This is a genomic window from Sphingosinicella ginsenosidimutans, from assembly GCF_007995055.1.
In the GTDB taxonomy this organism is placed as follows: Bacteria; Pseudomonadota; Alphaproteobacteria; order Sphingomonadales; family Sphingomonadaceae; genus Allosphingosinicella; species Allosphingosinicella ginsenosidimutans.
The window spans coordinates 262674-285098 of sequence record NZ_VOQQ01000001.1 but is presented as its reverse complement, the minus strand read 5'-3'; the positions used below and the strand labels follow the sequence as shown (position 1 = coordinate 285098).

At 68.7% G+C, this 22425-nt stretch carries 21 protein-coding genes; 12 read left to right on the top strand and 9 right to left on the bottom strand.

What is annotated here, in order from left to right; all coding sequences use genetic code 11:
* Positions 1-34 precede the first annotated feature (34 nt).
* Together FRZ32_RS01500 and FRZ32_RS01495 are read left to right on the top strand one after the other, a co-directional pair.
* Positions 35-1237, top strand: coding sequence for a TIGR04063 family PEP-CTERM/XrtA system glycosyltransferase (locus tag FRZ32_RS01500; RefSeq protein WP_147041833.1), 1203 nt, complete (start codon positions 35-37; stop codon positions 1235-1237).
* Positions 1237-1956: a hypothetical protein gene (locus tag FRZ32_RS01495; RefSeq protein WP_147041832.1), complete on the top strand. Its 720-nt coding sequence runs from the start codon at positions 1237-1239 to the stop codon at positions 1954-1956. Before FRZ32_RS01500 ends, FRZ32_RS01495 begins: the two co-directional genes overlap by 1 nt.
* A gap of 46 nt (positions 1957-2002) precedes the next feature.
* Here FRZ32_RS01495 and FRZ32_RS01490 read toward each other — a convergent pair whose 3' ends face one another.
* Entirely contained in the window at positions 2003-2317 is a 315-nt protein-coding gene (locus FRZ32_RS01490; RefSeq protein WP_147041831.1) for a hypothetical protein, read from the bottom strand.
* Complete coding sequence (locus tag FRZ32_RS01485; RefSeq protein ID WP_147041830.1) at positions 2314-2496, bottom strand: hypothetical protein; 183 nt, start codon at positions 2494-2496, stop codon at positions 2314-2316. The genes FRZ32_RS01490 and FRZ32_RS01485 overlap by 4 nt, the downstream gene beginning before the upstream one ends.
* A 94-nt stretch (positions 2497-2590) precedes the next feature.
* On the opposite strand from FRZ32_RS01485, the gene FRZ32_RS01480 reads away from it, so the two are divergent.
* Both FRZ32_RS01480 and FRZ32_RS01475 read left to right on the top strand, forming a co-directional pair.
* A complete protein-coding gene (locus FRZ32_RS01480; protein WP_147041829.1) occupies positions 2591-3238 on the top strand; it encodes a S24 family peptidase in 648 nt (215 codons plus the stop codon).
* A gap of 83 nt (positions 3239-3321) precedes the next feature.
* A complete protein-coding gene (locus FRZ32_RS01475) occupies positions 3322-4077 on the top strand; it encodes an aspartyl/asparaginyl beta-hydroxylase domain-containing protein (RefSeq protein WP_147041828.1) in 756 nt (251 codons plus the stop codon).
* Positions 4078-4094: 17 nt separating this feature from the next.
* Here FRZ32_RS01475 and FRZ32_RS15155 read toward each other — a convergent pair whose 3' ends face one another.
* Positions 4095-4268: a hypothetical protein gene (locus FRZ32_RS15155; RefSeq protein WP_158635788.1), complete on the bottom strand. Its 174-nt coding sequence runs from the start codon at positions 4266-4268 to the stop codon at positions 4095-4097.
* Positions 4269-4385: 117 nt separating this feature from the next.
* Here FRZ32_RS15155 and FRZ32_RS01470 point away from each other — a divergent pair, with 117 nt between their 5' ends.
* From FRZ32_RS01470 to FRZ32_RS01455, 4 genes are all read left to right on the top strand, one after another.
* Positions 4386-4610, top strand: a complete 225-nt coding sequence (locus FRZ32_RS01470) for a hypothetical protein (RefSeq protein WP_147041827.1) — start codon at positions 4386-4388, stop codon at positions 4608-4610.
* Positions 4611-4725: 115 nt separating this feature from the next.
* Positions 4726-6882 carry an autotransporter assembly complex protein TamA gene (locus FRZ32_RS01465; RefSeq protein WP_243445157.1) on the top strand — a complete coding sequence of 719 codons (2157 nt, stop codon included), beginning with the start codon at positions 4726-4728 and terminating at the stop codon, positions 6880-6882.
* Positions 6883-11082, top strand: coding sequence for a translocation/assembly module TamB domain-containing protein (locus FRZ32_RS01460; protein WP_147041825.1), 4200 nt, complete (start codon positions 6883-6885; stop codon positions 11080-11082). It abuts the gene before it with no gap.
* Positions 11082-12377 (top strand): MFS transporter, encoded by a 1296-nt coding sequence (locus FRZ32_RS01455; protein ID WP_147041824.1) that lies wholly within the window; start codon positions 11082-11084, stop codon positions 12375-12377. Before FRZ32_RS01460 ends, FRZ32_RS01455 begins: the two co-directional genes overlap by 1 nt.
* 1 nt (position 12378) lies before the next feature.
* Here the strand turns inward: FRZ32_RS01455 and FRZ32_RS01450 are convergent, their stop codons facing one another.
* From FRZ32_RS01450 to FRZ32_RS01435, 4 genes are all read right to left on the bottom strand, one after another.
* A complete protein-coding gene (locus FRZ32_RS01450) occupies positions 12379-14781 on the bottom strand; it encodes a membrane-bound PQQ-dependent dehydrogenase, glucose/quinate/shikimate family (RefSeq protein ID WP_147041823.1) in 2403 nt (800 codons plus the stop codon).
* 130 nt (positions 14782-14911) lie between these two features.
* The gene (gene glnA, locus FRZ32_RS01445; RefSeq protein ID WP_147041822.1) at positions 14912-16324 is read right to left on the bottom strand and encodes a type I glutamate--ammonia ligase; all 1413 of its coding nucleotides are present in this window, start codon (positions 16322-16324) and stop codon (positions 14912-14914) included.
* Between the two features lie 152 nt (positions 16325-16476).
* Positions 16477-16686, bottom strand: a complete 210-nt coding sequence (locus tag FRZ32_RS01440; protein ID WP_147041821.1) for a transcriptional regulator — start codon at positions 16684-16686, stop codon at positions 16477-16479.
* 20 nt (positions 16687-16706) lie between these two features.
* Positions 16707-17045 carry a P-II family nitrogen regulator gene (locus FRZ32_RS01435; RefSeq protein ID WP_147041820.1) on the bottom strand — a complete coding sequence of 113 codons (339 nt, stop codon included), beginning with the start codon at positions 17043-17045 and terminating at the stop codon, positions 16707-16709.
* A gap of 146 nt (positions 17046-17191) precedes the next feature.
* Between FRZ32_RS01435 and FRZ32_RS01430 the strand changes: the two genes are divergently transcribed.
* Both FRZ32_RS01430 and FRZ32_RS01425 read left to right on the top strand, forming a co-directional pair.
* A complete protein-coding gene (locus FRZ32_RS01430; RefSeq protein WP_147041819.1) occupies positions 17192-17593 on the top strand; it encodes a hypothetical protein in 402 nt (133 codons plus the stop codon).
* Between the two features lie 103 nt (positions 17594-17696).
* Entirely contained in the window at positions 17697-18974 is a 1278-nt protein-coding gene (locus tag FRZ32_RS01425) for an HD-GYP domain-containing protein (RefSeq protein WP_147041818.1), read from the top strand.
* A gap of 16 nt (positions 18975-18990) precedes the next feature.
* Here the strand turns inward: FRZ32_RS01425 and FRZ32_RS01420 are convergent, their stop codons facing one another.
* Complete coding sequence (locus FRZ32_RS01420) at positions 18991-19428, bottom strand: PilZ domain-containing protein (protein ID WP_158635787.1); 438 nt, start codon at positions 19426-19428, stop codon at positions 18991-18993.
* Positions 19429-19511: 83 nt separating this feature from the next.
* A complete protein-coding gene (gene map / locus FRZ32_RS01415; RefSeq protein ID WP_147041816.1) occupies positions 19512-20336 on the bottom strand; it encodes a type I methionyl aminopeptidase in 825 nt (274 codons plus the stop codon).
* Between the two features lie 143 nt (positions 20337-20479).
* Between map and FRZ32_RS01410 the strand changes: the two genes are divergently transcribed.
* Both FRZ32_RS01410 and FRZ32_RS01405 read left to right on the top strand, forming a co-directional pair.
* Positions 20480-21244: a competence/damage-inducible protein A gene (locus FRZ32_RS01410; RefSeq protein WP_243445156.1), complete on the top strand. Its 765-nt coding sequence runs from the start codon at positions 20480-20482 to the stop codon at positions 21242-21244.
* A complete protein-coding gene (locus tag FRZ32_RS01405; protein ID WP_147041814.1) occupies positions 21245-22414 on the top strand; it encodes a glycosyltransferase in 1170 nt (389 codons plus the stop codon).
* Positions 22415-22425: the final 11 nt, after the last annotated feature.

Genomic DNA, 22425 nt, shown 5'->3' with positions numbered 1-22425 from the left:
CCCTCTTAAGCTTAACGTGCCAAAGCGGCACGCCATGCGCATCCTCCATATTCTCGATCACGGCCTGCCGATGCACAGCGGCTATACCTTCCGCACCCGCGCGATCGTGAAGGCGCAGCAGTCGCTGGGATGTGACGTGCGCTGCCTCACCGGACCGCGCCACAGCGCGCCGGGGCCGGCCGTGGAAGTGGTGGACGGGATCGTCTTTCATCGAACGCCCGCGCCGCCGCCGGCGCGCGCGCCGATCGGCGAATGGCGTGAGGTGGGGGCGATGCGCGCCAGGATCGAGGCGCTGGTGCGCGAATGGCGGCCCGACATCCTTCACGCCCACTCGCCGGTGCTGACCGCGCTCGCGGCGCAGCCGGTCGCGCGGCGGCACGGCCTGCCCCTGGTCTACGAGATTCGCGCCTTCTGGGAGGATGCCGCGGTCGGCAACGGAACGGGGCGCGAAGGCTCGCTCCGTTATCGGGCGACGCGCTGGCTGGAGACGCGGGCGGCGCGGCGGGCAGATGCGGTCGCGGTGATCTGCGAGGGTCTGCGCGGCGACCTGATCGCGCGCGGGATCCCCGGCGACAAGCTGTTCGTCTCGCCCAACGGCGTCGACATGGCGCTGTTCGGCGATCCCATCGCCACCGATCCGGCCTTTGCGCGCCAGATCGGGCTGGAGGGTGCGGAGGTGATCGGCTTCATCGGCTCCTTCTACGATTATGAGGGGCTGGACGATCTGATCGAAGCGATGCCGCGGCTGATCGCGCGGCGGCCGGCGGCGCACCTGCTGCTGGTCGGCGGCGGGCCGATGGAGGCGGCGCTGAAGGCCCAGGCGGCGGCATCGTCGGCGGCGGGGCGCATTCATTTCACGGGGCGTGTGCCGCATCAGGAGGTCGAGCGCTATTATGCGCTCGTCGACGTGCTCGCTTATCCGCGCAAGGCGATGCGGCTGACCGAATTGGTCACGCCGCTGAAGCCGCTGGAGGCGATGGCACAGCTCAAGCTGGTCGCGGCTTCGAACGTCGGCGGCCACCGCGAGCTGATCGAGGATGGAGTCACCGGCACCCTGTTCGCACCGGACGATCCCGACGCGCTCGCCGACGCGCTTGCCGGCCTGCTGGAGGATCGCGCGATCTGGCCGCAGCGCCGGGCCGCCGCCCGGGCGTTCGTCGAGCGCGAACGTAACTGGTCGTCAAACATTTCCCGCTATCGCGCGGTCTACCAAAGACTTACCGGCAAGGCTTCATGATGGCGTCGCGGCCCTTCGCAGCTTCTTCCGTGCAGCGGCTGATCGACGTCGCGGTGCCCGCGCTTGCCGGCCTCGCAATCCTCTTCGTCGCCTTCGCGGCCCCGGACGATCTGGTCGACCGGCTGGTCGCGGCGACCGGGCTGCCATCATTCATCCATGCGGCCGCGCCGCCGCTGGGCCTCAAGGCGCGTCTCGCGATCGGCGTCACCGGAGGCGCGGCGACCTTCGCGCTCGCTTTCCTGTTGCTGCGCGCGATCGACAGACTGACGGCGCGGCCCGTTCGCGCGGCACCGGTCCTCGCGCCCGAGCCGGAGGCGCCCCGCCTGCGCCGCCGCGATCTCCACCCCGACGCACCACCGCGCCCGCCGATCTCGGCGATCCGCGATCTCGGCGAGCCTGCCCCGCCGGAAGCGCCTCTTGCGCCGCCGGCCTGCGAGCCGGTCGTCGAGGAGGCCCAATCGGCCTCTGCGGAGGAGCCGGCAGCGGCATCGCCGGCCGCGTTCGCGCCTGAGCCGGTCAGCCGCCAGGACTCGCTCGCCGATCTGATGGCGCGGCTGGAGCGGGGACTCGCCGTTCGGGCCGCGCGGACTGCGCCTCAAGCCTCGGCGGCCGCGCCGGAGCCCCAGGTCTTTCCGGGCCTGTCGGACGACCGGCTTGCCGGTGCCATCGAAAATCTGCAGCGGCTTGCCGCCATGCGCCGCGAGCAGGCCGCGCATTGATCTCCGGCGGGCGGTCAGCTCGAATCGGGAAGCCCCGGGGCCGCCACTAGTCAGCTTCGATCGTCAGCGCCTCCAGCTCCACGCCGATGGCGCTGTCCGTCTGCGCGCGCCCGGCGGCGGCGATGCTGATGACGATATGGCCCGGAAGCGCGAACTCCCGCTCCTCGATGCCGTCGAGCAGGGCGTCCGCCGCCGCGCCGGCGTCGGGGCCCGACAGGCGAATCGCGAGGCTGTGCTGCTCGCCCGTGAAGGTGACGCTCGCCCAGCGGCGGCTATCGGTCTCGACGGACGCGATGCAGTCGAAGGCGGCGATCGGGGCGACGAGCGCGCGGGCAAGGCGTTCCCCCGCGGTGCGGCTCATCGGCCCGCCTCGCGGGCATCGAGCCAGGCGGCAATCCGCGCTTCGGTCTCCGGGCGCGGCGTGCGGCCGTTGCGGAGATCGAACACGAAACGCGGGTCGTGCGCCGCATCCCGTCCGAATCGGGCCGGCGGGGTCGCGGTCGCATTGAGATAGCGCTCGATGCGCCAGAGCAGGTTCATGGAATGGCCTCCGACTCGAATGTTCGTGATATGTTCCATTTTCAAAGGTGATTTCCTACTTGTCTAGGAAAAATCCTATCACTAATGGAGGAACATGACCGACGATGAGGCGCGGGCCGCGCTCGCACGACTGATCGAGGAGAAAGGCGAGGATTATGCCGGCCTGTCGCGGCTGATCGGGCGCAACCCGGCCTATGTGCAGCAATATATCAAGCGGGGAACGCCGCGTCGGCTCGATGAGCGCGACCGCCGTCTGCTTGCCCGTTATTTCGGAGTCGAAGAGGCAGTGCTCGGCGGGCCGGAGGGGGCCGCCCCGGGTCCCCGGCTGGTCCCGGTGCCGCGCCTCGATGTGGGCGCGGCGGCCGGGGCGGGCGCCTTCGCCGTGGACGAGCGGGCGGCCGCCCATGTCGCCTTCGACGGCGCGTGGCTGCGGCGGCTGGCGCTGGGAGCGCCGGACCAGCTTTCGATCATCCGCGTCGCCGGCGATTCGATGGCGCCGACGCTGGCGGACGGCGATGACATCCTCGTCGATCGAGCCGACGGGATCGAGCGGCTGCGCGACGGCATCTATGTGTTGCGGATCGACGATGCGCTGGTGGTGAAACGCTGCGCCGTTGGCCCGGCCGCCGGAATGGTATCGGTTCACAGCGACAACCCGGCCTATCCCTCCTGGGGCAGGGTCGATCCGCAAGCGATCGACATCGTCGGGCGCGTCGTCTGGAAGGGGGGCCGGGTCCGCTGAATTTTCGACCCGCCGATGTCTTGAATGCGCCGGTTTTCGCACAAGATAGGCCGGCACAGGGGGCGAGAAGCGGAGGTACATCTGTGGCCAGCAAACCTGCCCTTGGCGTTCCTGAGCCGATCTACCGGCTCGGCAAGAAGCTTCGGCATCGCGTCAGCGCGATTGTCGCCCGTTCCTCGCTTGTCGGCGATCAGCCCGTGTTCGAGCCGGAGCGGTTCGACTGGATCGCCGGGCTCGAAGCCCAGGCCGACGAGATCCGGCGCGAGCTTCAGGCCGTGCTCGCGCATCGCGACGCGATCCCGTCGCTGGCCAGCATCTCGCCCGATCATCGCAAGATCGCCCCGCCTGGCAAATGGAAGTCGTTCTTCCTCCATGGTTATGGGTACAAGGTCGAGGAGAATTGCGCCCGCTGCCCGGTGACGGCGGCGGCGGTGGAGCGCATTCCCGGGCTCAACAGCGCCTTCTTCTCGATCCTGGAGCCCGGCGCCCACATTCCGCGCCATCGCGGGGTCACCAAGGCGATCCTCACCGCCCATCTGGGCCTCGTCGTGCCGAAACGGCGCGAGGCGTGCCGGATGGAGGTGGTCGACAACAACCTCGTCTGGGAAGAGGGGCGCACGCTCGTCTTCGACGACACGTTCGAGCATGAGGTGTGGAACGACACGGACGAGCTGCGCGCGGTGCTCTTGATCCAGTTCCGCCGCCCGGTGGGAATGCTCGGCCGCCTGGCCGGCGAGACCTTCCTGTTCGGCGTGCGCCATTCGCACTTCGTCCAGGACGCCCGCTCCCGGATCGGGCATTGGGAAACGGCGATGCAGGAGTTCGAGCGCGCCGCCTGATCTTGCGGCCGCGCGGCTCAGCGGCGGCGATCGAGCAGCCAGACGAGGCCGAGCAGGAGGAGGCCGATCGCGAAGCCGGCGAACATGCCGGTGCTGAGCGCGCCGACAGAGGCGCCGGCGATCGTGCCGATCATGATCGCGCCGAAGAGCAGGGCGCCGCCAGCGCGGGGGACGGAAGGTCGGTCGTTCATCGCCCGCCCTTGGCACGGCCTGGCCGGTCGGGCCAGCCTTGGTTTACGGGCAATTCACGATCAACGTCGGTCATTTGGAAAGCCACCGCCCCTAAACGATTTGCCCAACAAGAAAAAATGGGGAAAGCGGTGCAGGAGCACGTCCATCTTCCGGACCGCGGGGCGGCAGCCGACGCGGCCGATCTGATCGCGCGGTTCGGGATTCACGCCGCTGACGAGGCGGCGGCGCGCGCCGATCGTAGCCGGGATGTCGGCAATGTCGTCCATTTCTGTCGGTGGCGGCAGATCGAGCGGATGATCCTCCTCCTCACCGCCGGCCCGCACGGCCACTCGCTTCACTGAGGCGCCCGCGGCGGCAAAGGAGGGGCTAACAACGCGCAACGGGCGTTTGGGCTCCAACCACCCGGAAAATTGAGACTCTGGCGCGGTTCACGCGGCGCGGCTACTTTCGCTCGCCATGATGAACGCCGTCGCGGGGCGCCGTGCGGCGGCCCTGTCGGCCGCTATCGCCCTCATCCTGCTCGCATCCGAAGCCCGGGCCCAGGCGGGCGCGGCCGGTGACACGAAAGCTGCGGGAGAGGCGCCGCCCCCTGTGCCGTCGCAGCAGGCCCAGCCCCAGACGTCGCTGCCACCCCTGGAGCCGGGCGAGCTCGATCCTTCGGCGCCGCTCGATTCATGGCCGGGCATGGACGTCGAATGGCCCGACATGAACCAGCCGGACCAGAACGTCCCGGCCACCCCGCCCGGCGTGCCGGAATCGGAAACGACCGCCCCCGGCGAATCGGCCGCGCCCGCCGGAGAGGCTGAGGCTGGGGCCCAGGCTGGGGCGCCGGGCGCCGCGCCGGCGCCGGCGCCCGCCGGGGCGCAGGTGTCGGATGCCGCCGAGGCGCATCGCTATGTCTGGCGGATCGCCGGTCTCGACGATGCGGAGAGCGACGGCATCGAAGACCAGTTCAAGGCGCTGTCCACGCTGGAGGAATATAAGGGCGATCCGGCCAATGCCGCGCAGATCGATCGCCGCGCGCGGTCCGATGCCGAGCTGCTGAGCCAGATCCTGCGATCGCGCGGCTATTATGATGCAAGCGTGTTCACGCGCGTGTCGTCGGGCGAGGACAATCAGGTGACGGTGACGTTGCGTGCGAGGCGGGGGCCCATCTATCGCTACGCCGAGGTCCGGCTGCCGGGCCTGGAAGAGGCCAGGGACACCGACGAGCCGCCGCTTCGCGCTGCGTTCAACATCAACGCGCAGGAGCCGGTCGACGCGGGCAAGGTCGAAGCCGCGCTGGCTGCGCTGCGCGGGGAGCTTGGCCGGCGGGGCTATGCCTTCGCCGAAGTTGGCGAGCCGGACGTGCTGGTCGATCACGAGACGCGCACCGCGGTGCTGACGCTTTCGGTCCATCCGGCAGGCGTGCGTCGGTTCGGGCGGGTGGTGATCGAAGGCACGCCGGTGTTCAGCGCCGGCCATGTCGAGGATATCGCCCGCTTCGAACAGGGCGAGCAATATCAGGCCTCGCGCGTCGACGATCTCCGCCAGGCCCTGGTCCAGACCGGCCTCGTCTCCTCCGTCAACATCCGCACGGTCGCGGAGCCGAACAGCGATCTCGTGGATCTGCACGTCCGGATGCAGCCCGCACCTGTCCACACGATCGCGGGGGAGGCCGGCTACGGCACCGGCGAAGGCTTCCGGCTCGAGGCGAGCTGGCAGCATCGCAACCTGATCTCGCCCGAGGGCGCGGTGACGCTTCGCGGCGTGCTCGGCACGCGCGAGCAGACGCTCTCGGCGATCCTGAGACAGAACAACTGGCACGTTCGCGATCAGGTGCTGAACGCGCAGATCGCCGCCTCGCACCTCGATCGCCCCGGCTTCAACGCGCGGACCTTCACGCTGACCGGCGGGATCGAGCGGCAGTCCAACATCATCTGGCAAAAGACCTGGACCTGGTCCGTGGGCGCCGAGCTGCTGGCGTCCGACGAGCGCGACGTCGATATCGACACCGGCACGATCCGCGACCGCACCTTCTTCATCGCCGCGCTGCCGCTCTCGCTTGGCTATGACGGCACCGACGACCTTCTCGATCCGACCCGCGGCTTCAGGCTGTCGACACACATTTCGCCCGAAGTGTCGCTCCAGTCCGGCGCCTTCACCTACGTTCGCGCCCAATTCGACGCCAGCGTCTATCAGCCGCTGAGCGAGCGGATCGTCCTGGCGGCGCGGACCCGTCTCGGCACGATCGTCGGCGCGAACCGCGACCAGATCGCGCCGTCGCGGCGCTTCTATGCGGGTGGCGGCGGATCGGTGCGCGGCTATGGCTATCAGGCGATCGGGCCGCGCGACCCAGTGTTCGACGATCCGATCGGCGGGCGCAGCCTTGCCGAATTCTCGATCGAAGCGCGCATCCGCTTCGGCAATTTCGGGATCGTGCCGTTCCTCGATGCCGGCAACATTTCCACCTCCGGCCTGCCCAGATTCAACGATCTTCAGCTCGGCGCGGGCCTCGGCGCACGTTATTATTCCAGCTTCGGGCCGATCCGCATCGACGTCGGCACGCCGCTCAATCGCCAGCCCGGCGATCCGCGCATCGCCGTCTACGTGTCGCTGGGGCAGGCGTTCTAGATGGCGCAAGACGAATCGCTCGCACCCCAAGAGGAGGCCGTTCCGCCACGGCGGCGCGGCGCGCTCGGCGCCTGGGCCTCTCGCATCGCCAAGGGCGTGGTGGTCGTCGCGCTCGTCCTCGCCGCGCTGGTCGCCGCGGGCATGGCCTTTCTCGATACCGATCCCGGGCACCGCCTGATCGTCGATCGGATCGCTGCGATCGCGCCGAAATCGGGCCTGCGAATCCGCATCGGCCGGATCGATGGATCGATCTGGCGACGCGTGCAGCTGAAAGATGTGCGGGTCTACGATCCGCAGGGCCTGTTCGCCGAATCCCCGGCGATAGACATGGACTGGCGGCCGATCGACTATCTGTGGAACCGGCTCCAGGTCCATTCGCTCGATGCCGATATCGTCACGCTCCATCGCCTGCCGAGGCTGGTTCCCTCCGAGCAGCCCGGCCCGATCCTGCCCGGCTTCGACATTCATGTCGGCCGCCTTGCCGTCCGGCAGCTGCGCCTCGATGCGCCGGTAACGGGCACGGCGCGGGTCGCCTCGGTCAGGGGCGAGGCGGAGATCCGGCGGGGCCGCGCGCTGATCGGCCTCGACGCGCGGGTCCAGGGCGGCGGCGACCGGCTGTCGCTGCGGCTCGACGCCGAGCCCGATCGCGACCGGTTCGACATCGACGCGCATGTGCGCGCGCCGGCCGACGGCGCGATCGGCGGGCTGCTTGGCACGAAGCGGCCGATCCGGCTCGACATCGGCGGACAGGGAAGCTGGTCGCGCTGGGCCGGCACCGCCGAGCTCGACGTTTCGGGCCGCCGGGCCGCCGATCTCAGGCTCGGCATGGATCATGGCCATTTCGGCCTCACCGGCTGGGCCGAACCCGGGCCGTTCGTCCAGGGCAAGGTCCAGCGGCTGGCGGCGCCCCGGGTCCAGATCGCCGCCAATGGCACGCTGGCGGATCGCCGGCTGGATTCACGGATTTCGCTTCGCTCGCCCGCGCTGCGGATCGAGACGCGCGGTGTGGTCGATCTGGGCACGAGCCGGTTCGACGGCTTCGAAATCGCGGCCCAGCTCGTCCAGCCCAAGGCGCTCTTCCCGAACATGAGCGGACGCGACATCCGCGCCACCGCGATCCTCAACGGGCCGCTCGGGACCGCGGACTTCATCTATCGGATCACCTCGCCCCACATTGCCTTTGATTCCACGGGGCTCGACGATGTCCGCGCCAGCGGCCGCGGCACGCTTTCCGCCTGGCCGGTAACGGTGCCGATCGAGGTGACCGCGCGTCGCGTGACGGGGGTTGGCGAGGTCGCCGGCGGAATCCTCGGCAACCTGCGTGTCGCCGGGCGCCTTCTCGTCAGTCCCGACCGGGTGACCGGCGACGGACTTGCGTTCACCTCGGACAGGCTGCGCGGCACGATCGGGCTCGTCCTCGATCTGCGGACCGGCCTTTATGCCGTCGCGATCAACGGCGGCTTGCAGCGCTATCTGATTCCCGGGCTCGGCATTGTCGATCTGCTCGCCGATCTTCGGGTGACGCCGGGGCAGGGCGGCGCGATGCTTTCCGGCCAGGCCAGGGCCTGGGTTCGCCGGCTCGACAACGGCTTCATCGCATCGCTTACGGGCGGCCTGCCGCGGCTTGAGGCCGATATCGCGCGCGGGCCGGACGGGATCATCCGCTTTTCCAATCTCCGGCTCGCCTCGCCGAAGCTCGCCTTGGCCGGACGCGGCCTGTACCGCGCGAACGGCAGCCTGCTGTTCGAAGGAGCCGGCCATCACGCGGATTATGGCGCGTTCCGTGCGACGATCGACGGACCGCTTTCCAGGCCGCGCGTCTCGCTGCGGCTCGACAATCCGCTGCCCTCGGCGGGGCTGCGGGACGTCACGCTGAACCTCGAGCCGAACACGGCCGGCTTCACCTGGACCGCGGAGGGGGCATCGATGCTTGGGCCGTTCAGCGGCGCCGGCGCGATCCTGCTTCCCGCCGGCGGCAACGCGACGATCCAGATCGCGGCGCTCAACGTCTCGGGAACGCGGGTCACGGGTTCGTTGCAGATCGTGACCGGCGGGGTGGCCGGGACGCTGGAGCTGACCGGCGGCGGCCTCACCGGACGGCTGGTGCTCCAGCCCGTCGCCTCCGGGCAGAGCATCGCCTTCAATCTCACCGCCCGTGACGCGAGCTTCGCCGGGCCGCCGCCGATCCTGATCCGCCGCGGCCAGGCGCAGGGCGTCGTCATCCTCGGCGGCGCCGGCACGTCGATCGAGGCACAGGTGCAGCTGCGCGGGATGAGCCGCGGCACCTTGTCGCTCGGCCGGCTCGACGCCACCGCCTCGCTTCGCGCCGGGCGCGGGCGGATCACCGCCCGTGTCGCCGGCTCGCGCGGACAGGATTTCGCGCTCAACCTGGCCGCGGACGTGACCCCGGGGCGCTATTCGATCACCGGATCGGGAACGCTCGACGGCCGCCCGCTGCGGCTGACCAGCCCGGCGGTGCTGAGCAGCACCCCGGCCGGATGGCGGCTGGAGCGCAGCAGCTTCACCTTCGCCGGCGGCGGCGCGAGCCTCTCCGGGATGATCGGATCGCGGGTCGAGCTCGACGCCGATCTCAACGCGATGCCGCTGTCGGTGCTCGACATCGCAGTGCCCGATCTCGGCCTCGGCGGCGTCGCTTCCGGCCATGTCAGCTACCGCTCGGCCGGCGGCGGCGCGCTGCCTTCGGCAGAAGTGATGCTTCGCGTGCGCGGCCTCACCCGCTCCGGCCTCGTCCTCACCTCGCGCCCGGTCGACATCGGCCTCAACGCGCGGATCGCCGGCGGCAATGCGGCGGTTCGCGCGATCGCGGTGAGCGAGGGGCAGACGATCGGTCGCGCCCAGGCGCGGATCACCGGGATGGGCGGCGGTGGCAATTTCGTCGACCAACTCACCCGCGCGCCCATGCAGGCGCAGATCCGCTATGCCGGGCCGGCGGACACATTGTGGCGGCTGACCGGAATCGAGCTGCTCGACCTCACCGGCCCGGTCGCGCTCGGCGCCGACATGTCGGGATCGATCAATCGCCCGACGATCAACGGCACGGTGCGCGCCCAGGGCGCCCGTCTCGAAAGCGCCGTGACCGGCATGGTCATCACCAATCTGAACGCGGCCGGCCGGTTCAACGGCTCCCGCCTTCAGCTCGAGCAATTCCAGGGCGCGACCGCCGACAATGGCGTGATCAGCGGCAGCGGCGGCTTCGATTTCGGCGCCGCCAACGGCGTCGGCATCGATCTCAACCTCCACGCACAGAACGCACAGCTGCTCAACCGCGACGATATCCGCACATCCGTCACCGGCGACATCGCGATCCGATCGGACGGCGACGGCGGCAGCATTTCGGGCCGGGTCCAGGTCACGCAAGGCCGGTTCAGGCTGGGCGCGATGAATGCGGCGGCGCAGATCCCGCAACTCAACGTGCGCGAGCGCGGGCCGCGCGACGACGAGCCGGTGGTGGTGAAGCGGCTGTCGCCTTGGACGCTCGATCTCGACGTGGTCAGGCCGAGCCGGCTTACCGTCACCGGGCTCGGCATGAACAGCCTGTGGTCGGTCGAGCTGCATGTCGGCGGCACCGTCACCGATCCGGCGATGCGCGGCGAGGCGCGCCTCGTGCGCGGCTCCTATGATTTCGCCGGCCGCCGCTTCGATCTCACCCGCGGCACGATCGTGTTCGACGGATCGAGCCCGATCAATCCGCAGCTCGACATCGCCGCCGAGGCGCGGATTCCGGGCATCAACGCGACGATCCACGTCACCGGCAGCAGCGAGCATCCGGAAATCTCATTCACCTCGACCCCGGCCATGCCGCAGGACGAGCTGCTCTCGCGGATCCTTTTCGGGACGTCGATCACCAACCTGTCGGCACCGGAGGCGCTCCAGCTCGCTTCCGCGGTGGCGGCGCTCAACGATCCGCGCGGCGGCCTCGATCCGATCAATGCGCTGCGGCGCGGCATCGGGCTGGATCGCCTGCGCATCCTTCCCGCCGATGTGACCCAGGGCATCGGCACCCAGATCGCCGCCGGCAAATATCTCGGCCGCCGCGTCTATGTGGAGCTGGTGACCGACGGCCGCGGCTATTCGGCGACGAGCGTAGAATATCAGATAACCCGCTGGCTCTCGCTGCTCGGCACCGTCTCGACGATCGGGCGGCAGAGCGTGAACGTGCGCGTGTCGCGGGATTATTGATGGGGAGCGAGGCGCCCGCAAATCCGGCCCGCCACCGCCTCCGCAACATCCTCGGCGGGTCGGCGGGGAATCTGGTCGAATGGTACGACTGGTACGTCTATTCGGCCTTCGCGCTCTATTTCGCGCCGGTCTTCTTTCCGCATGGCGATCGGACCTCGCAGCTGCTCGACGCGGCGGCGGTGTTCGCGGTCGGCTTCCTCATGCGGCCGATCGGGGCGTGGGCGATGGGCGTCTATGCCGATCGCCGGGGGCGCAAGGCGGGCCTGACGCTGTCGGTCAGCCTGATGTGCCTCGGCGCGCTGATGGTCGCGCTGGCGCCAACCTATGCGGAGGCGGGGCTGGCGGCGCCGGCGATCCTGGTCGCCGCGCGGGTGCTCCAGGGGTTCAGCGTCGGCGGCGAATATGGCGCGAGCGCGGTCTATCTCAGCGAGATGGCGGCGCGGCGCAATCGCGGCTTCTGGTCCAGCTTCCAATATGTGACGTTGATCGCCGGGCAGCTCATCGCGCTCGCCGTGCTGCTTGCGCTTCAGGGGTTGCTGGATGCGGCCGAGCTCCAGGCCTGGGGCTGGCGCATCGCCTTCGTGATCGGCGCGGCGCTTGCGCTCATCGTCCTGTGGATCCGCCGCCGCCTCGCCGAAACCGAGAGTTTCGAGAATGCGAAGGCGAAAGGCGGCCCGCGCGCCAGCGGCTGGCGGCTGTTCGCGGAGCATCCGAAGGCGGCCCTCTTGGTCATCGCGCTTACCGCCGGCGGCACCTTGGCCTTCTACGCCTACACCACCTACATGCAGAAATTCCTGGTCAACACGTCCGGCTTCGATCGGGTGACGGCCAGCCGGATCATGACCGGGGCCCTGTTCTGCTACATGTGCCTTCAGCCGGCGGTCGGTGCGCTTTCGGACCGGATCGGGCGCAAGCCCGTGATGGCGGGGTTCGGCGTGCTCGGCCTGCTGTTCACCGTGCCGATCTTCACGGCGCTGGAGCATGTCCGCAGCGCATGGGCGGCTTTCGGACTGGTCATGGCGGCGCTCGCCATCGTCAGCGGTTATACCGCGATCAATGCGGTGGTGAAGGCCGAGCTGTTCCCCGCCCATATCCGCGCGCTCGGCGTCGCGCTGCCTTATGCCATCGCCAATGCCCTGTTCGGCGGGACGGCGGAATATGCCGCGCTCTGGTTCAAGGATGCGGGGATCGAGCGCGCCTTCTACTGGTATGTCGCGGCGATGATCGGGCTGTCGCTGATCGTCTACCTCCGGATGCGCGACACCCGCGATCACAGCCTCATCCACGAGGATTAGTTCAGGTGCCGCGCGGAAGGGCATAGGCGACGAGGGCGTCGCCGATCGGCGTTTCCATGAAATGGTGGCCGCCGGCCATGATGACCAGATATTCGCGGCCGTTCGCTTCATAGACCATCGGCGTCGCCTGGCCGCCGGCGGGAAGCGCATCGCTCCACAGCACCCGCCCGGTACGCAGATCGATGGCGCGGATGAGGTTGTCGGTCGCCGCCGCGACGAAGATCAGGCCGCCGGCGGTGACGACCGAGCCGCCATTGTTCGGCGTGCCGATGGTGAGCGGCAGGCCGCTCGGGATGCCGAACGGGCCGTTCTCGCGCGCGGTGCCGAGCGGCCGATCCCACATCGTCCGGCCGGTGCGCATGTCGATCGCGCGGATGCCGCCATAAGGCGGTTCCTTGCACAACAGGCCGGTGAGCGGCATTCGCCAGCCGGCGTTGACGCTGATCGCATAAGGCGCGCCCCATTGCGGATCGCCGGCGCCTTCCGCCCCGCCGCCCATGCTGCCGCCGCGTTCCTCGCCGCGCGGCGCCCAGCCGCGCCGGTTCGCCTCGGCGCGCGGCACCAGCCGGTTGTAATTGGGCATGTCGTTGTAATTGGCGACGATGATCCCGCGCCGCGGATCGACGGCGATGCCGCCCCAATCGGTGCCGCCATTATAGCCCGGATATTCGATATAGCGCCGGTCCGTCTCGGGCGGCGTGAAATAGCCCCGATAGGCGGCGCGGCGGAACTGGATTCGGCAGATCATCTGATCGATCGGCGACATCCCCCACATCTGCCGCTCGGTGAGATCGGGCCGCCGCAACGTGTGATAGGTCGAAAAAGGCTGCGTCCGGCTGCGCTGCTGCGGCTCGACGCCGCCCTGCGGCACCGGTCGCTCGACGACCGGCACGAGCGGGCGGCCGGTGCGCCGGTCGAGGACGAAGAGGTCGCCCTGCTTGCTCGGCAGGATCAGCGCGGGAACCGCGCCGCCGGCTGTGGGGAAATCGACCAGGGTCGCCTGCGCCCCGAAATCATAGTCCCAGACGTCGCGATGCACCGCCTGGAACCGCCAGCGCGGCCGCCCGGTCGTGACATCCAGCGCGACCAGCGAGGTCGCGAATTCATTCTCGACCGGCCGCCGGCTCGAGCTCCAGTAATCGACCGCCGAATTGCCCATCGGAAGATAGACGAGGCCGAGCTGCTCGTCGCCGCTCGCGGTCGTCCACATGTTCGGCGTGCCGCGCTCATAGGTCTGGCCGGCGGGCGGATCGCCCTGCCAATCAGGGTGCATCATGTCCCAGGCCCAACGCTTCTGGCCGGTCACCGCGTCGAAGCCCTGGATGACGCCCGAGGGCGCATCCCGCCGCTGGCCGTCGAGAATCTCGGCGCCGGTGACGACGACTCCGCGAACGATGGTCGGCGAGGATGAGATGGAGAACATGCCCGGCGCCATCGGGCCGAGGCCGATCTTGGCATCGACCTGGCCGTTGGTTCCGAAATCGGGGCAGGGGCGCCCGCTCGGCGCGTCGACGGCGATCAATCGCCCATCGAGCGTGCCTTCGATGACCCGGGCCGCGCAAAGCTGGTTCCCCGGCGCGTTCGGCACCGCATAATAAGCGACGCCTCGGCAGGCGGCGGTGTAGGGAATCCAGGCGTCGGGAACCTGGGGATCATAACGCCATCTTTGCCGGCCGGAGGCGGCGTCGACCGCGATCATGATGTTGCGCGCCGAACAGAGATAGAGCGTGTTGCCGATCTTCAGCGGCGTCGTCTCGGCGCCATATTGCTTCGCCGCCGCCGCGGTGCGCGGCATGTCGCCGGTGTGGAAGATCCAGGCACGCTGGAGTTGGGCGACATTGTCCGGCGTGATCTGGGCGAGCGGCGAATAGCGCCGCGCGGCGAAGGTGCCGCCATAAGCCGGCCAGTCGGCGCCGGCCTGCAGCGGCGAGGGATCGGCCATGGCGAGCGCGACGGGCGGAAGCGCGCCCGGCGCCGCGTCGCTCGACCGGCCGGCCACGACGCCGAGGCCGACGCCGAGCACCACCAGGACGGCGATGCTCGCGAAGGCGCTGCGCCAGCGGGCGGCGCCGAACGTCGGCAGCACCAGCACGACCAGCAGCAAGAGGACGAACGGACCGACGAGGCGCGGGACGAGGCCCCAGGCATCGAGCCCGACCTCCCAGAATGCCCAGAGCAGGGTCGCGACGAAGATCGCGACATAGAGCCAGGCCCCGGCCGCCCGCCGCAGAATGAGCAGGACGCCAGAGACGATCAGGGCGATGCCGGCGATCAGGTAATAGAGCGAGCCGCCGAGCAGGGCGAGCCAGGCGCCGCCGCCGGCAAGCACCAGGCCGATGAGCGCGATGACGATGCCGAGCGGGACGGCGGCCCAGCCGCCTCCGGGCCGAGAGGACGTCGCCATCGCAAATCTCCCGTTGTTGCGGGAGGTTAACGGCTCCGCCCGGTACCGGTTCCGGCCGGGCGCCCAGAGTTAATGTTGGGAAAATCCTCCCCCCGGGGGAGGGGAGGATCGAACGGCCGGGTGCGCGTCGTCAGGCGCTGTAGTACATGTCGTATTCGACGGGGCTCGGCGTGGTTTCCCAGCGCAGCTGCTCTTCCCACTTCAGCTCCGCATAGGCCTCGATCTGGTCGACGCTGAAGACGTCGCCCTTGGTGAGGAAGTCGTGATCGTGGTGCAGCGCGAGCAGCGCCTCGCGCAGCGAGCCGCAGACGGTCGGAACGTCGGCCAGCTCCTGCGGCGGCAGATCGTAGAGGTTCTTGTCGATCGGATCGCCCGGATGGATGCGGTTCTGGATGCCGTCGAGGCCGGCCATGAGCAGCGCCGAATAAGCGAGATAGGGATTCGCCATCGCGTCCGGGAAGCGGAACTCGACGCGCTTCGCCTTCTCGCCTGCGCCATAGGGGATGCGACACGAGGCGGAGCGGTTGCGGCTCGAATAAGCGAGCAGCACCGGCGCCTCGAAACCCGGCACCAGCCGCTTGTAGCTGTTGGTCGTCGGGTTGGTGAAGGCGTTGAGCGCCTTGGCGTGCTTGATGACGCCGCCGATGAAATAGAGGCAGGTTTCGGACAGGCCCGCATAGCCGTTGCCGGCGAAGAGCGGCTTGCCGCCCTTCCAGATCGACATGTGGGTGTGCATGCCCGATCCGTTATCGGACTTGATCGGCTTGGGCATGAAGGTCGCAGTCTTGCCGTAGGCGTTGGCGACCATGTGGACGACATATTTGTAGATCTGCATCCGGTCGGCGGTCTCGACCAGCTTGCCGTAGGTGAGGCCGAGCTCATGCTGCGCGGCGGCGACCTCGTGATGATGCTTGTCCATCGGCAGGCCCATCTCGATCATGGTCGAGACCATCTCGGCGCGGATGTCGACGGCGCTGTCGACGGGCGCGACCGGGAAGTAGCCGCCCTTGGCGCGCGGGCGGTGGGCGAGATTGCCGCCTTCATATTTGGTGGCGGTGTTGGTCGGCAGCTCGACATCGTCCAGGCTGAAGCCGGAGGCGCTGTAGCCGTCCTCGAAGCGGACATCGTCGAACATGAAGAATTCGGCCTCGGGGCCGACGAAGACGGTGTCGCCGATGCCGGTCGCCTTCAGATAGGCCTCGGCGCGCTTGGCGGTCGAGCGCGGATCGCGCGCATAAAGCTCGCCGGTGCCGGGCTCGACGATGTCACAGAAAAGCACGCCCATCGGCGTCGCGCTGAACGGATCGACATACCAGGCATCGAGATCGGGCTTCAGGATCATGTCCGATTCGTTGATCGCCTTCCACCCGGCGATCGAGGAGCCGTCGAACATCAGCCCGTCGGTGAGCTCGTCCTCCCCGAGGACGCTGGCGCACATCGAAAGGTGCTGCCACTTGCCCTTGGGGTCGGTGAACCTGAGGTCCACCCATTCGATCTCGCCGTCCTTGATGCGCTTCAGGATCGCCGCCGCGTCATTCGCCATCTTTGCTCTAACCCTCGCTCCGCCCGCGGACCGGAATCGCCGCAGTGCACAAATCCGTCATTCCAAGCCGGGCGCGGGCCGTCCAGCATTCGCCCGGCGCATGTGAATATTTCACGCTCTCCGGGCCGGTCGCGGCGGGGAAGGGCAGGGGATCAGAACTGGCGCCGCTGCGCCGCGACCAGCATTCGCAGCAGCATCGCAACAGGGCGTGGCACGCCGACCTTGCCGTCGAGCCAGAGACTGACCGCGGAGCGGCTCACGCCGATCGCATTGGCAACATCGTTCTGGGTCTTGTAGCCGAGCGTCCGCATCGCGGCGCGCAGCTCATCGGGCGACATCGAGGCGAGGCGGGGATCATCCATGGCCCTGTCCCCGCCGCGGCCTAGATCGCGTCCACGCCCCGTTCACCGGTGCGGATGCGAAGCGCCTCGTCGATCGTGGACACGAAAATCTTGCCATCGCCGATCCGCCCGGTCCGCGCCGCGGCCGCGATCGCCTCGACGACTCGTTCCGCGAGATTATCGTCGACCACGACCTCGAGCTTCACCTTGGGCAGGAAATCGACGACATATTCGGCGCCGCGATAGAGCTCGGTATGACCCTTCTGCCGGCCGAACCCCTTGGCCTCGGTCACGGTGATGCCGGAGACGCCGACCTCGTGCAGCGCTTCCTTCACCTCGTCGAGCTTGAACGGCTTGATCACCGCTTCGATCTTCTTCACGGGCCTGGCCTTTCGCTGTTGCGTTGCAGCATATTCGCATCGCGCGCGGTGGCAAGCGCTTAAACTCGCGGTCAAGTCATCCTATATTCAGCACACGGGGCGTAACGTTCCTGCGATTGCGGGAAAGTTGAACGAAAGACGGACCCATGCACAAACTCATCTCACTCATCCTTGCGGGCGCGGCGATCGCCGCGACCCCGGCCGCGGCGGCCGACCGGCGCACCCCGGAGCAGCAGCTTGCCCATGCGCTTGAAGGGCGGGTTGCCGGCGATCCGGTCGATTGCGTCAACCTGCCGCAGGTGCGCTCGACGCAGATCATCCCGGGCACGGCGATCATCTACGACGCCGGCGGCACGCTCTATGTGAACCGTCCGCGCTCGGGCGCCGAGCAGCTCAACAACTGGAACACGCTGGTGACCCGGCTCAGCACGACGCAATTGTGCAGTATCGACACCATCCAGCTTGTCGATCGCAGCAGCCACATGCTGAGCGGCATCGTCTTCCTCGGCGAATTCGTGCCCTATCGGCGGCCGCAGGACGCGCATTAAGGATCCCGCACCGGACGGGGCCGGCCAATTCCCGGCCCCGTTCGTAAGAAATTGACAATATTCGCAACGTTATCGCTGTCGGCGGGGTCAGGGGAACGCGCCGATGCAAAGGTTGACCAAGGACGAAATTCGTCTTGGCATGTATATCCACCGGCTCGAAGGGCCGTGGTTGAAGCACCCGTTCTGGCGGCAAAGCTTTCTTTTGACCGACCCGGACGATCTCGAACTGATCCGGAATGGCGAATTCACCGCCATCGTCATCGACGAGACGAAAAGCCTCAGCCCGACCCCGGTCGGAGTCGCCGAGTCGGCTCCGCTTCCCGAGCCGGTCGAGCGCGCGGAGCCGCCTGCCGCCGCATCGGCGAAGGCGAGGCCGGCGCCGCCGCGCCCGCCCGCGCCGCCCCGGCGGGTCAGTACCGCAGAAGAGATCGACCGCGCCGAAGCGACCGCCGAAAAGGCGAAGCGCACGGTCGCCCAGCTGCTCGCCCAGGCAAGGCTCGGGCGCGCCGTCGACATCGCGCGCGTGATCCCGGTGGTGGAGGATATCGCCGCCTCGGTCGATCGAAACCCGTCGGCGCTCATCAGCATCACGCGGATGCGCGACAAGGACGAATATATCTACGTTCATTCAGTCGCGGTCTGCGCGCTGATGGTCAATCTCGCGCGGCAGCTCGGCTTCGCGGAGCGCGACGTGCGCGAGGCGGGGCTGGCCGGCCTGCTCCTCGATTTCGGCAAGGTCGTGGTGCCAGAGATGCTGCTGCGCAAGCCGAGCAAGCTCAGCGAGGTCGAATTCGGGCTGGTGCGCCAGCATGTCGAGCGCGGCTACCAGATCCTCAAATCCAACGGCTATCCGGATGTGATTGCCGATGCGGCGCTGCATCATCACGAGCGGATCGACGGATCGGGCTATCCGCACCGGTTGAAGGGCGATGAAATCTCGCTGATCGCCAAGATGGCGGCGGTGTGCGACGTCTATGACGCAATCACCTCGCGCCGCCCCTACAGGCCCGCGGCGGCGCCGGCGGATTCGCTTGCGACAATGTTCGGCTGGGCCGGCCAGTTCGACGAGAAGGTGCTCGCCGCCTTTGTCCGCAGCCTCGGCATCTACCCGGTCGGCAGTCTCGTGCGGCTGAAATCCAACCGGCTCGCGCTCGTCATCGATCAGGCGGAGAACGACAGCCTGCGCCCGCTGGTCCGCGTGTTCTATTGCGTTGGCACGCGGCGCCGGGTGCCGGCGTGCGATCTCGATCTGTCGGCCGGGGACGAGGGCGACGCGATCGTCTCGCGCGAGGATCCAGTGAAATGGGGCTTCACCAACTGGGAGAGCCAGTGGACCAATGTGATCCGGGCCGGCCCGGCCTCGACGGCGGCCGCGGCCTGATCGTGCCCACGCCTTTCTAGTTTTTCGACTGGGCGGGCTCGTCCAGTGCGAAGGCGGCCCACATCGCGGCTTCCTCGCGCGCGCGTTCGTTGCGGCTGGCGAGGTGGGAGGCGTGGAGCCGCTCGACCAGCTCGGGCTCGAGCGGGCGATAGAATTCCAGGCCGATCATGAAATTGCGGACCCAACGCACCTCGGCGGCGAAGAAGCGCGGCTTCTTGAGCTGCACGAAGACCGTCGCGCCGACCGCGAACGGCGTGTCGCTGATCCCGGCCGCGCCGTGACGGGAGACGTCCTTGAGGTGGAGCACGGCCTGGGTTCTGCGCGACCGGATCGCGACGTCGCGGCCGATGAAGTCGCACCGCTCGCAGTGCCGGCGATCGGCGAGCGGCGCCTCGTCCTCGGGACCCAACCCGACGACGGACCGAAGCTCGTTCGCCCAATCGCGCAATCCCACCGATCGATGATCCTGCAGCCCAAAGATACGCCGCTACATGCCACGCAGAGTGTTAGCGAAGCCTTAGCGCGCGGCCTTCGGGATCAGGAATAGGGCGGCTTATCAAAGCCTTTGGGGCTCAGGGTGAAGATCTCGCAGCCGTCTTCGGTGATCCCGATTGAATGTTCGAACTGCGCCGACAGGGATCGATCGCGGGTCACGGCCGTCCAGCCGTCCTCCAGGATCTTGCAGTCCGGGCGTCCGATATTGATCATCGGCTCGATGGTGAAGAACATTCCCGGCCGAAGCTCGGGGCCGGTGCCGGGCGCTGCGGCATGGACGATCTCCGGCGCGTCGTGGAAGACCCGGCCGACGCCGTGGCCACAGAAATCGCGCACCACCCCATAGCGATGCTTGCGTGCATGGGCCTGGATCGCCGCGCCGATATCGCCCAGCCGGTTGCCCGGCCTGGCCTGCTCAATGCCCAGCATCATGCATTCCCAGGTGACATCGACCAGCTTGCGCGCCTTCAACGGCACGTCGCCCACCAGATACATGCGGCTCGAATCGCCATGCCAGCCATCGACGATCGGCGTCACGTCCACATTGACGATGTCGCCATCGCGAAGCACGCGGTCGCTCGCCGGGATGCCGTGGCAAACGACGTGGTTGATCGAGGTGCAGCAGCTCTTGGTGTAGCCCCGATAGTTGAGCGTCGCCGGGATCGCGCCGCGCGCCTTGCCCTCGGCGAAGACGATGTCGTCGATCTCCTGCGTGGTGACGCCGGGCACGATATGCGGGACGAGCGCGTCCAGGATCTCGGCGGCAACGCGTCCAGCCGCGCGCATCCCGGCAAATCCGGCGGGGCCATGCAGCTTGATGGCGCCGTGGCGCCCGATCACGGCATCATCGATCATCAGGTCGGTCATGGCCCCCATATAGCGATCGCCCGCCTTCGGAGCAATGAATGCGCGGGCCGCTGGTCGTCGAAGCGCTTCCCTTCTTCGTCCGGTGGGTTAAGTCAGGGGCCCAAAGGGCCTCGCAGGGCCCGGTCCGAGAGGAGGGTCCCGCATTGACTCGCGAGCGCATCTGGACAGCGGCGCTGGTGGTGATCGGCGACGAAATCCTCTCCGGGCGCACGCAGGACCGCAACGTCGCGCAGCTCGCCACCTGGCTCAACCTGCAGGGCATCCGCCTCACGGAAGTCCGCATCGTCGCCGACGATATGGCGCGGATCGGGGAGGCGGTGACCGCGCTGGCAGGCGCCAACGACTATCTCTTCACCACTGGCGGCATCGGGCCGACGCATGACGACATCACCGTCGACGCGATCGCGGCGGCGCTCGGCCTGCCGGTGATCGTCCATCCGCGTGCCCGCGAAATCCTCGAAGCTTATTATGCGACCCGCGGCGGGCTGACGGAGGCGCGGCTGCGCATGGCCCGCACGCCCGAAGGCGCCGAACTGATCGAGAATCGCATGTCCGGCGCGCCGGGCATCCGCGTCGGCAACATCTTCATCCTCGCCGGCATCCCCCATATCGCCGGGATGATGCTCGAAGGCCTGACCGGCCGCATCGAGGGCGGCCGGCCGCTGCTTTCCAGGACGATCGGCTGCTGGACCGCGGAAAGCGAGGTCGCCGATCTGTTGCGCGAGACCGAGGCCGCCCATGCCGGCTGCCAGATCGGGTCGTATCCCTTTTTCAAGGAGGGCCGGGTCGGCGCGAACTTCGTGATCCGCTCGGCTGACCATCGCGCGCTGGAAGCGTGCGTCGACGATCTTGCGCGCCGGCTCGCCGCGGCGGGGCGGGAGACGGTGGCGGGCGGGATATCGACCTAGATGGCGCGCGTCCTGCTCGGCTGGGAGCTCGGCGCCAATCGCGGCCACAGCGTGCGCCTGGCGCGCCTCGCCAGCGCGCTCCGCGCGGCCGGGCATGAGGTGAGCTTCGCGCTCCAGCGTATCGATTCCTTCGCGCCGGACACGGTTCACGAGGACTCCGTCTGGCAGGCACCGGTGACGCCCCGCTTCCTGATCAGTACCGCACGCCCCGTCGCGGCGCCGCCCGTGAGCATGGCGGACGTGCTCGCCCGCGTCGGAATGGACGATCCGGCGTTGATCGCGGCGATGATCCGCGGCTGGGAACGGTTGTTCGATGCGATTCGTCCCGACGTCGTGCTCGGCGATTTCGCGCCGTTCCTCCATCTCGCCGCGCGCGGCCGGGTGCCGATGATCGCGATCGGCACCGGTTACAGCCTTCCGCCCGCGCAGTTGCGCGCCTTTCCGGGGTTCATCGAAGCCACGCAGGGCAGCGACGAAGGCCCCTTGCTGGCCGCAGTCAATTCGGCGCTGAAGCAGGTCGGACGCGCGCCGCTCGACGCGGTGCCGGCGATCTGGAGCGCCGATCGCGCGATCCCGGCGACCCTGGCAGAGCTCGATCCCTATGCCGCCCATCGCGGCGATGATTATGCGTCGCCGCTCGATCCCGGCTTCGACGCGCGCGCCGGCGGCGGCGAAGAAGTCTTCGTCTACGCGCCCGAACGGATGAGCGCGCAGGCGCCGATCTGGCCCGCGCTCGCCGCAAGCGGCCTCAAGGTGCGCGTTCATCTCGCGCGTGCGGGCGCCGATCTGCAGGCGGAACTCGCCCGCTTCGGCTTCATCGTCGAGCCTGATCCGCTGCCCTTCACGCTGATCGCCCAGCGATCGCGGCTCCTCGTGTCGCATGGCGGCCATGGCTTCGTCAGCGCGGGCCTCCAGGCCGGCCTGCCCCAGGTGGTCGTCCACTTCGATCTGGAAAAGCTCCTCCACGGCCTCGCCGTCGCCAGAGCCGGGGTCGGCGGGCACGCCTCGCTTGGCACGCTCGATCGGGAGCGGTTCGGCGCCGATCTCGCGGCGATGCACCGGGACGAGGCGCTCGCATCTCGCGCGCGCGCCCTTGCCGAGGAAATTCGCGCCCGCGGGCAGCCGCCGCTGGATCCGCTCGTTCTCGACGCGGTCGCGGCCCTCTCATGACGCGGAACAAG

Coding starts and splice junctions, on each gene's coding strand:
- FRZ32_RS01425 (WP_147041818.1), top strand. CDS start 17,697: ATGCAAAGGTTGACCAAGGACGAAATTCGTCTTGGCATGTATATCCAC.
- FRZ32_RS01460 (WP_147041825.1), top strand. CDS start 6,883: ATGGCGCAAGACGAATCGCTCGCACCCCAAGAGGAGGCCGTTCCGCCA.
- FRZ32_RS01500 (WP_147041833.1), top strand. CDS start 35: ATGCGCATCCTCCATATTCTCGATCACGGCCTGCCGATGCACAGCGGC.
- FRZ32_RS15155 (WP_158635788.1), bottom strand. CDS start 4,268: ATGAACGACCGACCTTCCGTCCCCCGCGCTGGCGGCGCCCTGCTCTTC.
- map (WP_147041816.1), bottom strand. CDS start 20,336: ATGACCGACCTGATGATCGATGATGCCGTGATCGGGCGCCACGGCGCC.
- FRZ32_RS01470 (WP_147041827.1), top strand. CDS start 4,386: ATGGGGAAAGCGGTGCAGGAGCACGTCCATCTTCCGGACCGCGGGGCG.
- FRZ32_RS01405 (WP_147041814.1), top strand. CDS start 21,245: ATGGCGCGCGTCCTGCTCGGCTGGGAGCTCGGCGCCAATCGCGGCCAC.
- FRZ32_RS01485 (WP_147041830.1), bottom strand. CDS start 2,496: ATGAACCTGCTCTGGCGCATCGAGCGCTATCTCAATGCGACCGCGACC.
- FRZ32_RS01480 (WP_147041829.1), top strand. CDS start 2,591: ATGACCGACGATGAGGCGCGGGCCGCGCTCGCACGACTGATCGAGGAG.
- FRZ32_RS01455 (WP_147041824.1), top strand. CDS start 11,082: ATGGGGAGCGAGGCGCCCGCAAATCCGGCCCGCCACCGCCTCCGCAAC.
- FRZ32_RS01450 (WP_147041823.1), bottom strand. CDS start 14,781: ATGGCGACGTCCTCTCGGCCCGGAGGCGGCTGGGCCGCCGTCCCGCTC.
- FRZ32_RS01430 (WP_147041819.1), top strand. CDS start 17,192: ATGCACAAACTCATCTCACTCATCCTTGCGGGCGCGGCGATCGCCGCG.
- FRZ32_RS01490 (WP_147041831.1), bottom strand. CDS start 2,317: ATGAGCCGCACCGCGGGGGAACGCCTTGCCCGCGCGCTCGTCGCCCCG.
- FRZ32_RS01495 (WP_147041832.1), top strand. CDS start 1,237: ATGGCGTCGCGGCCCTTCGCAGCTTCTTCCGTGCAGCGGCTGATCGAC.
- FRZ32_RS01465 (WP_243445157.1), top strand. CDS start 4,726: ATGATGAACGCCGTCGCGGGGCGCCGTGCGGCGGCCCTGTCGGCCGCT.
- glnA (WP_147041822.1), bottom strand. CDS start 16,324: ATGGCGAATGACGCGGCGGCGATCCTGAAGCGCATCAAGGACGGCGAG.
- FRZ32_RS01440 (WP_147041821.1), bottom strand. CDS start 16,686: ATGGATGATCCCCGCCTCGCCTCGATGTCGCCCGATGAGCTGCGCGCC.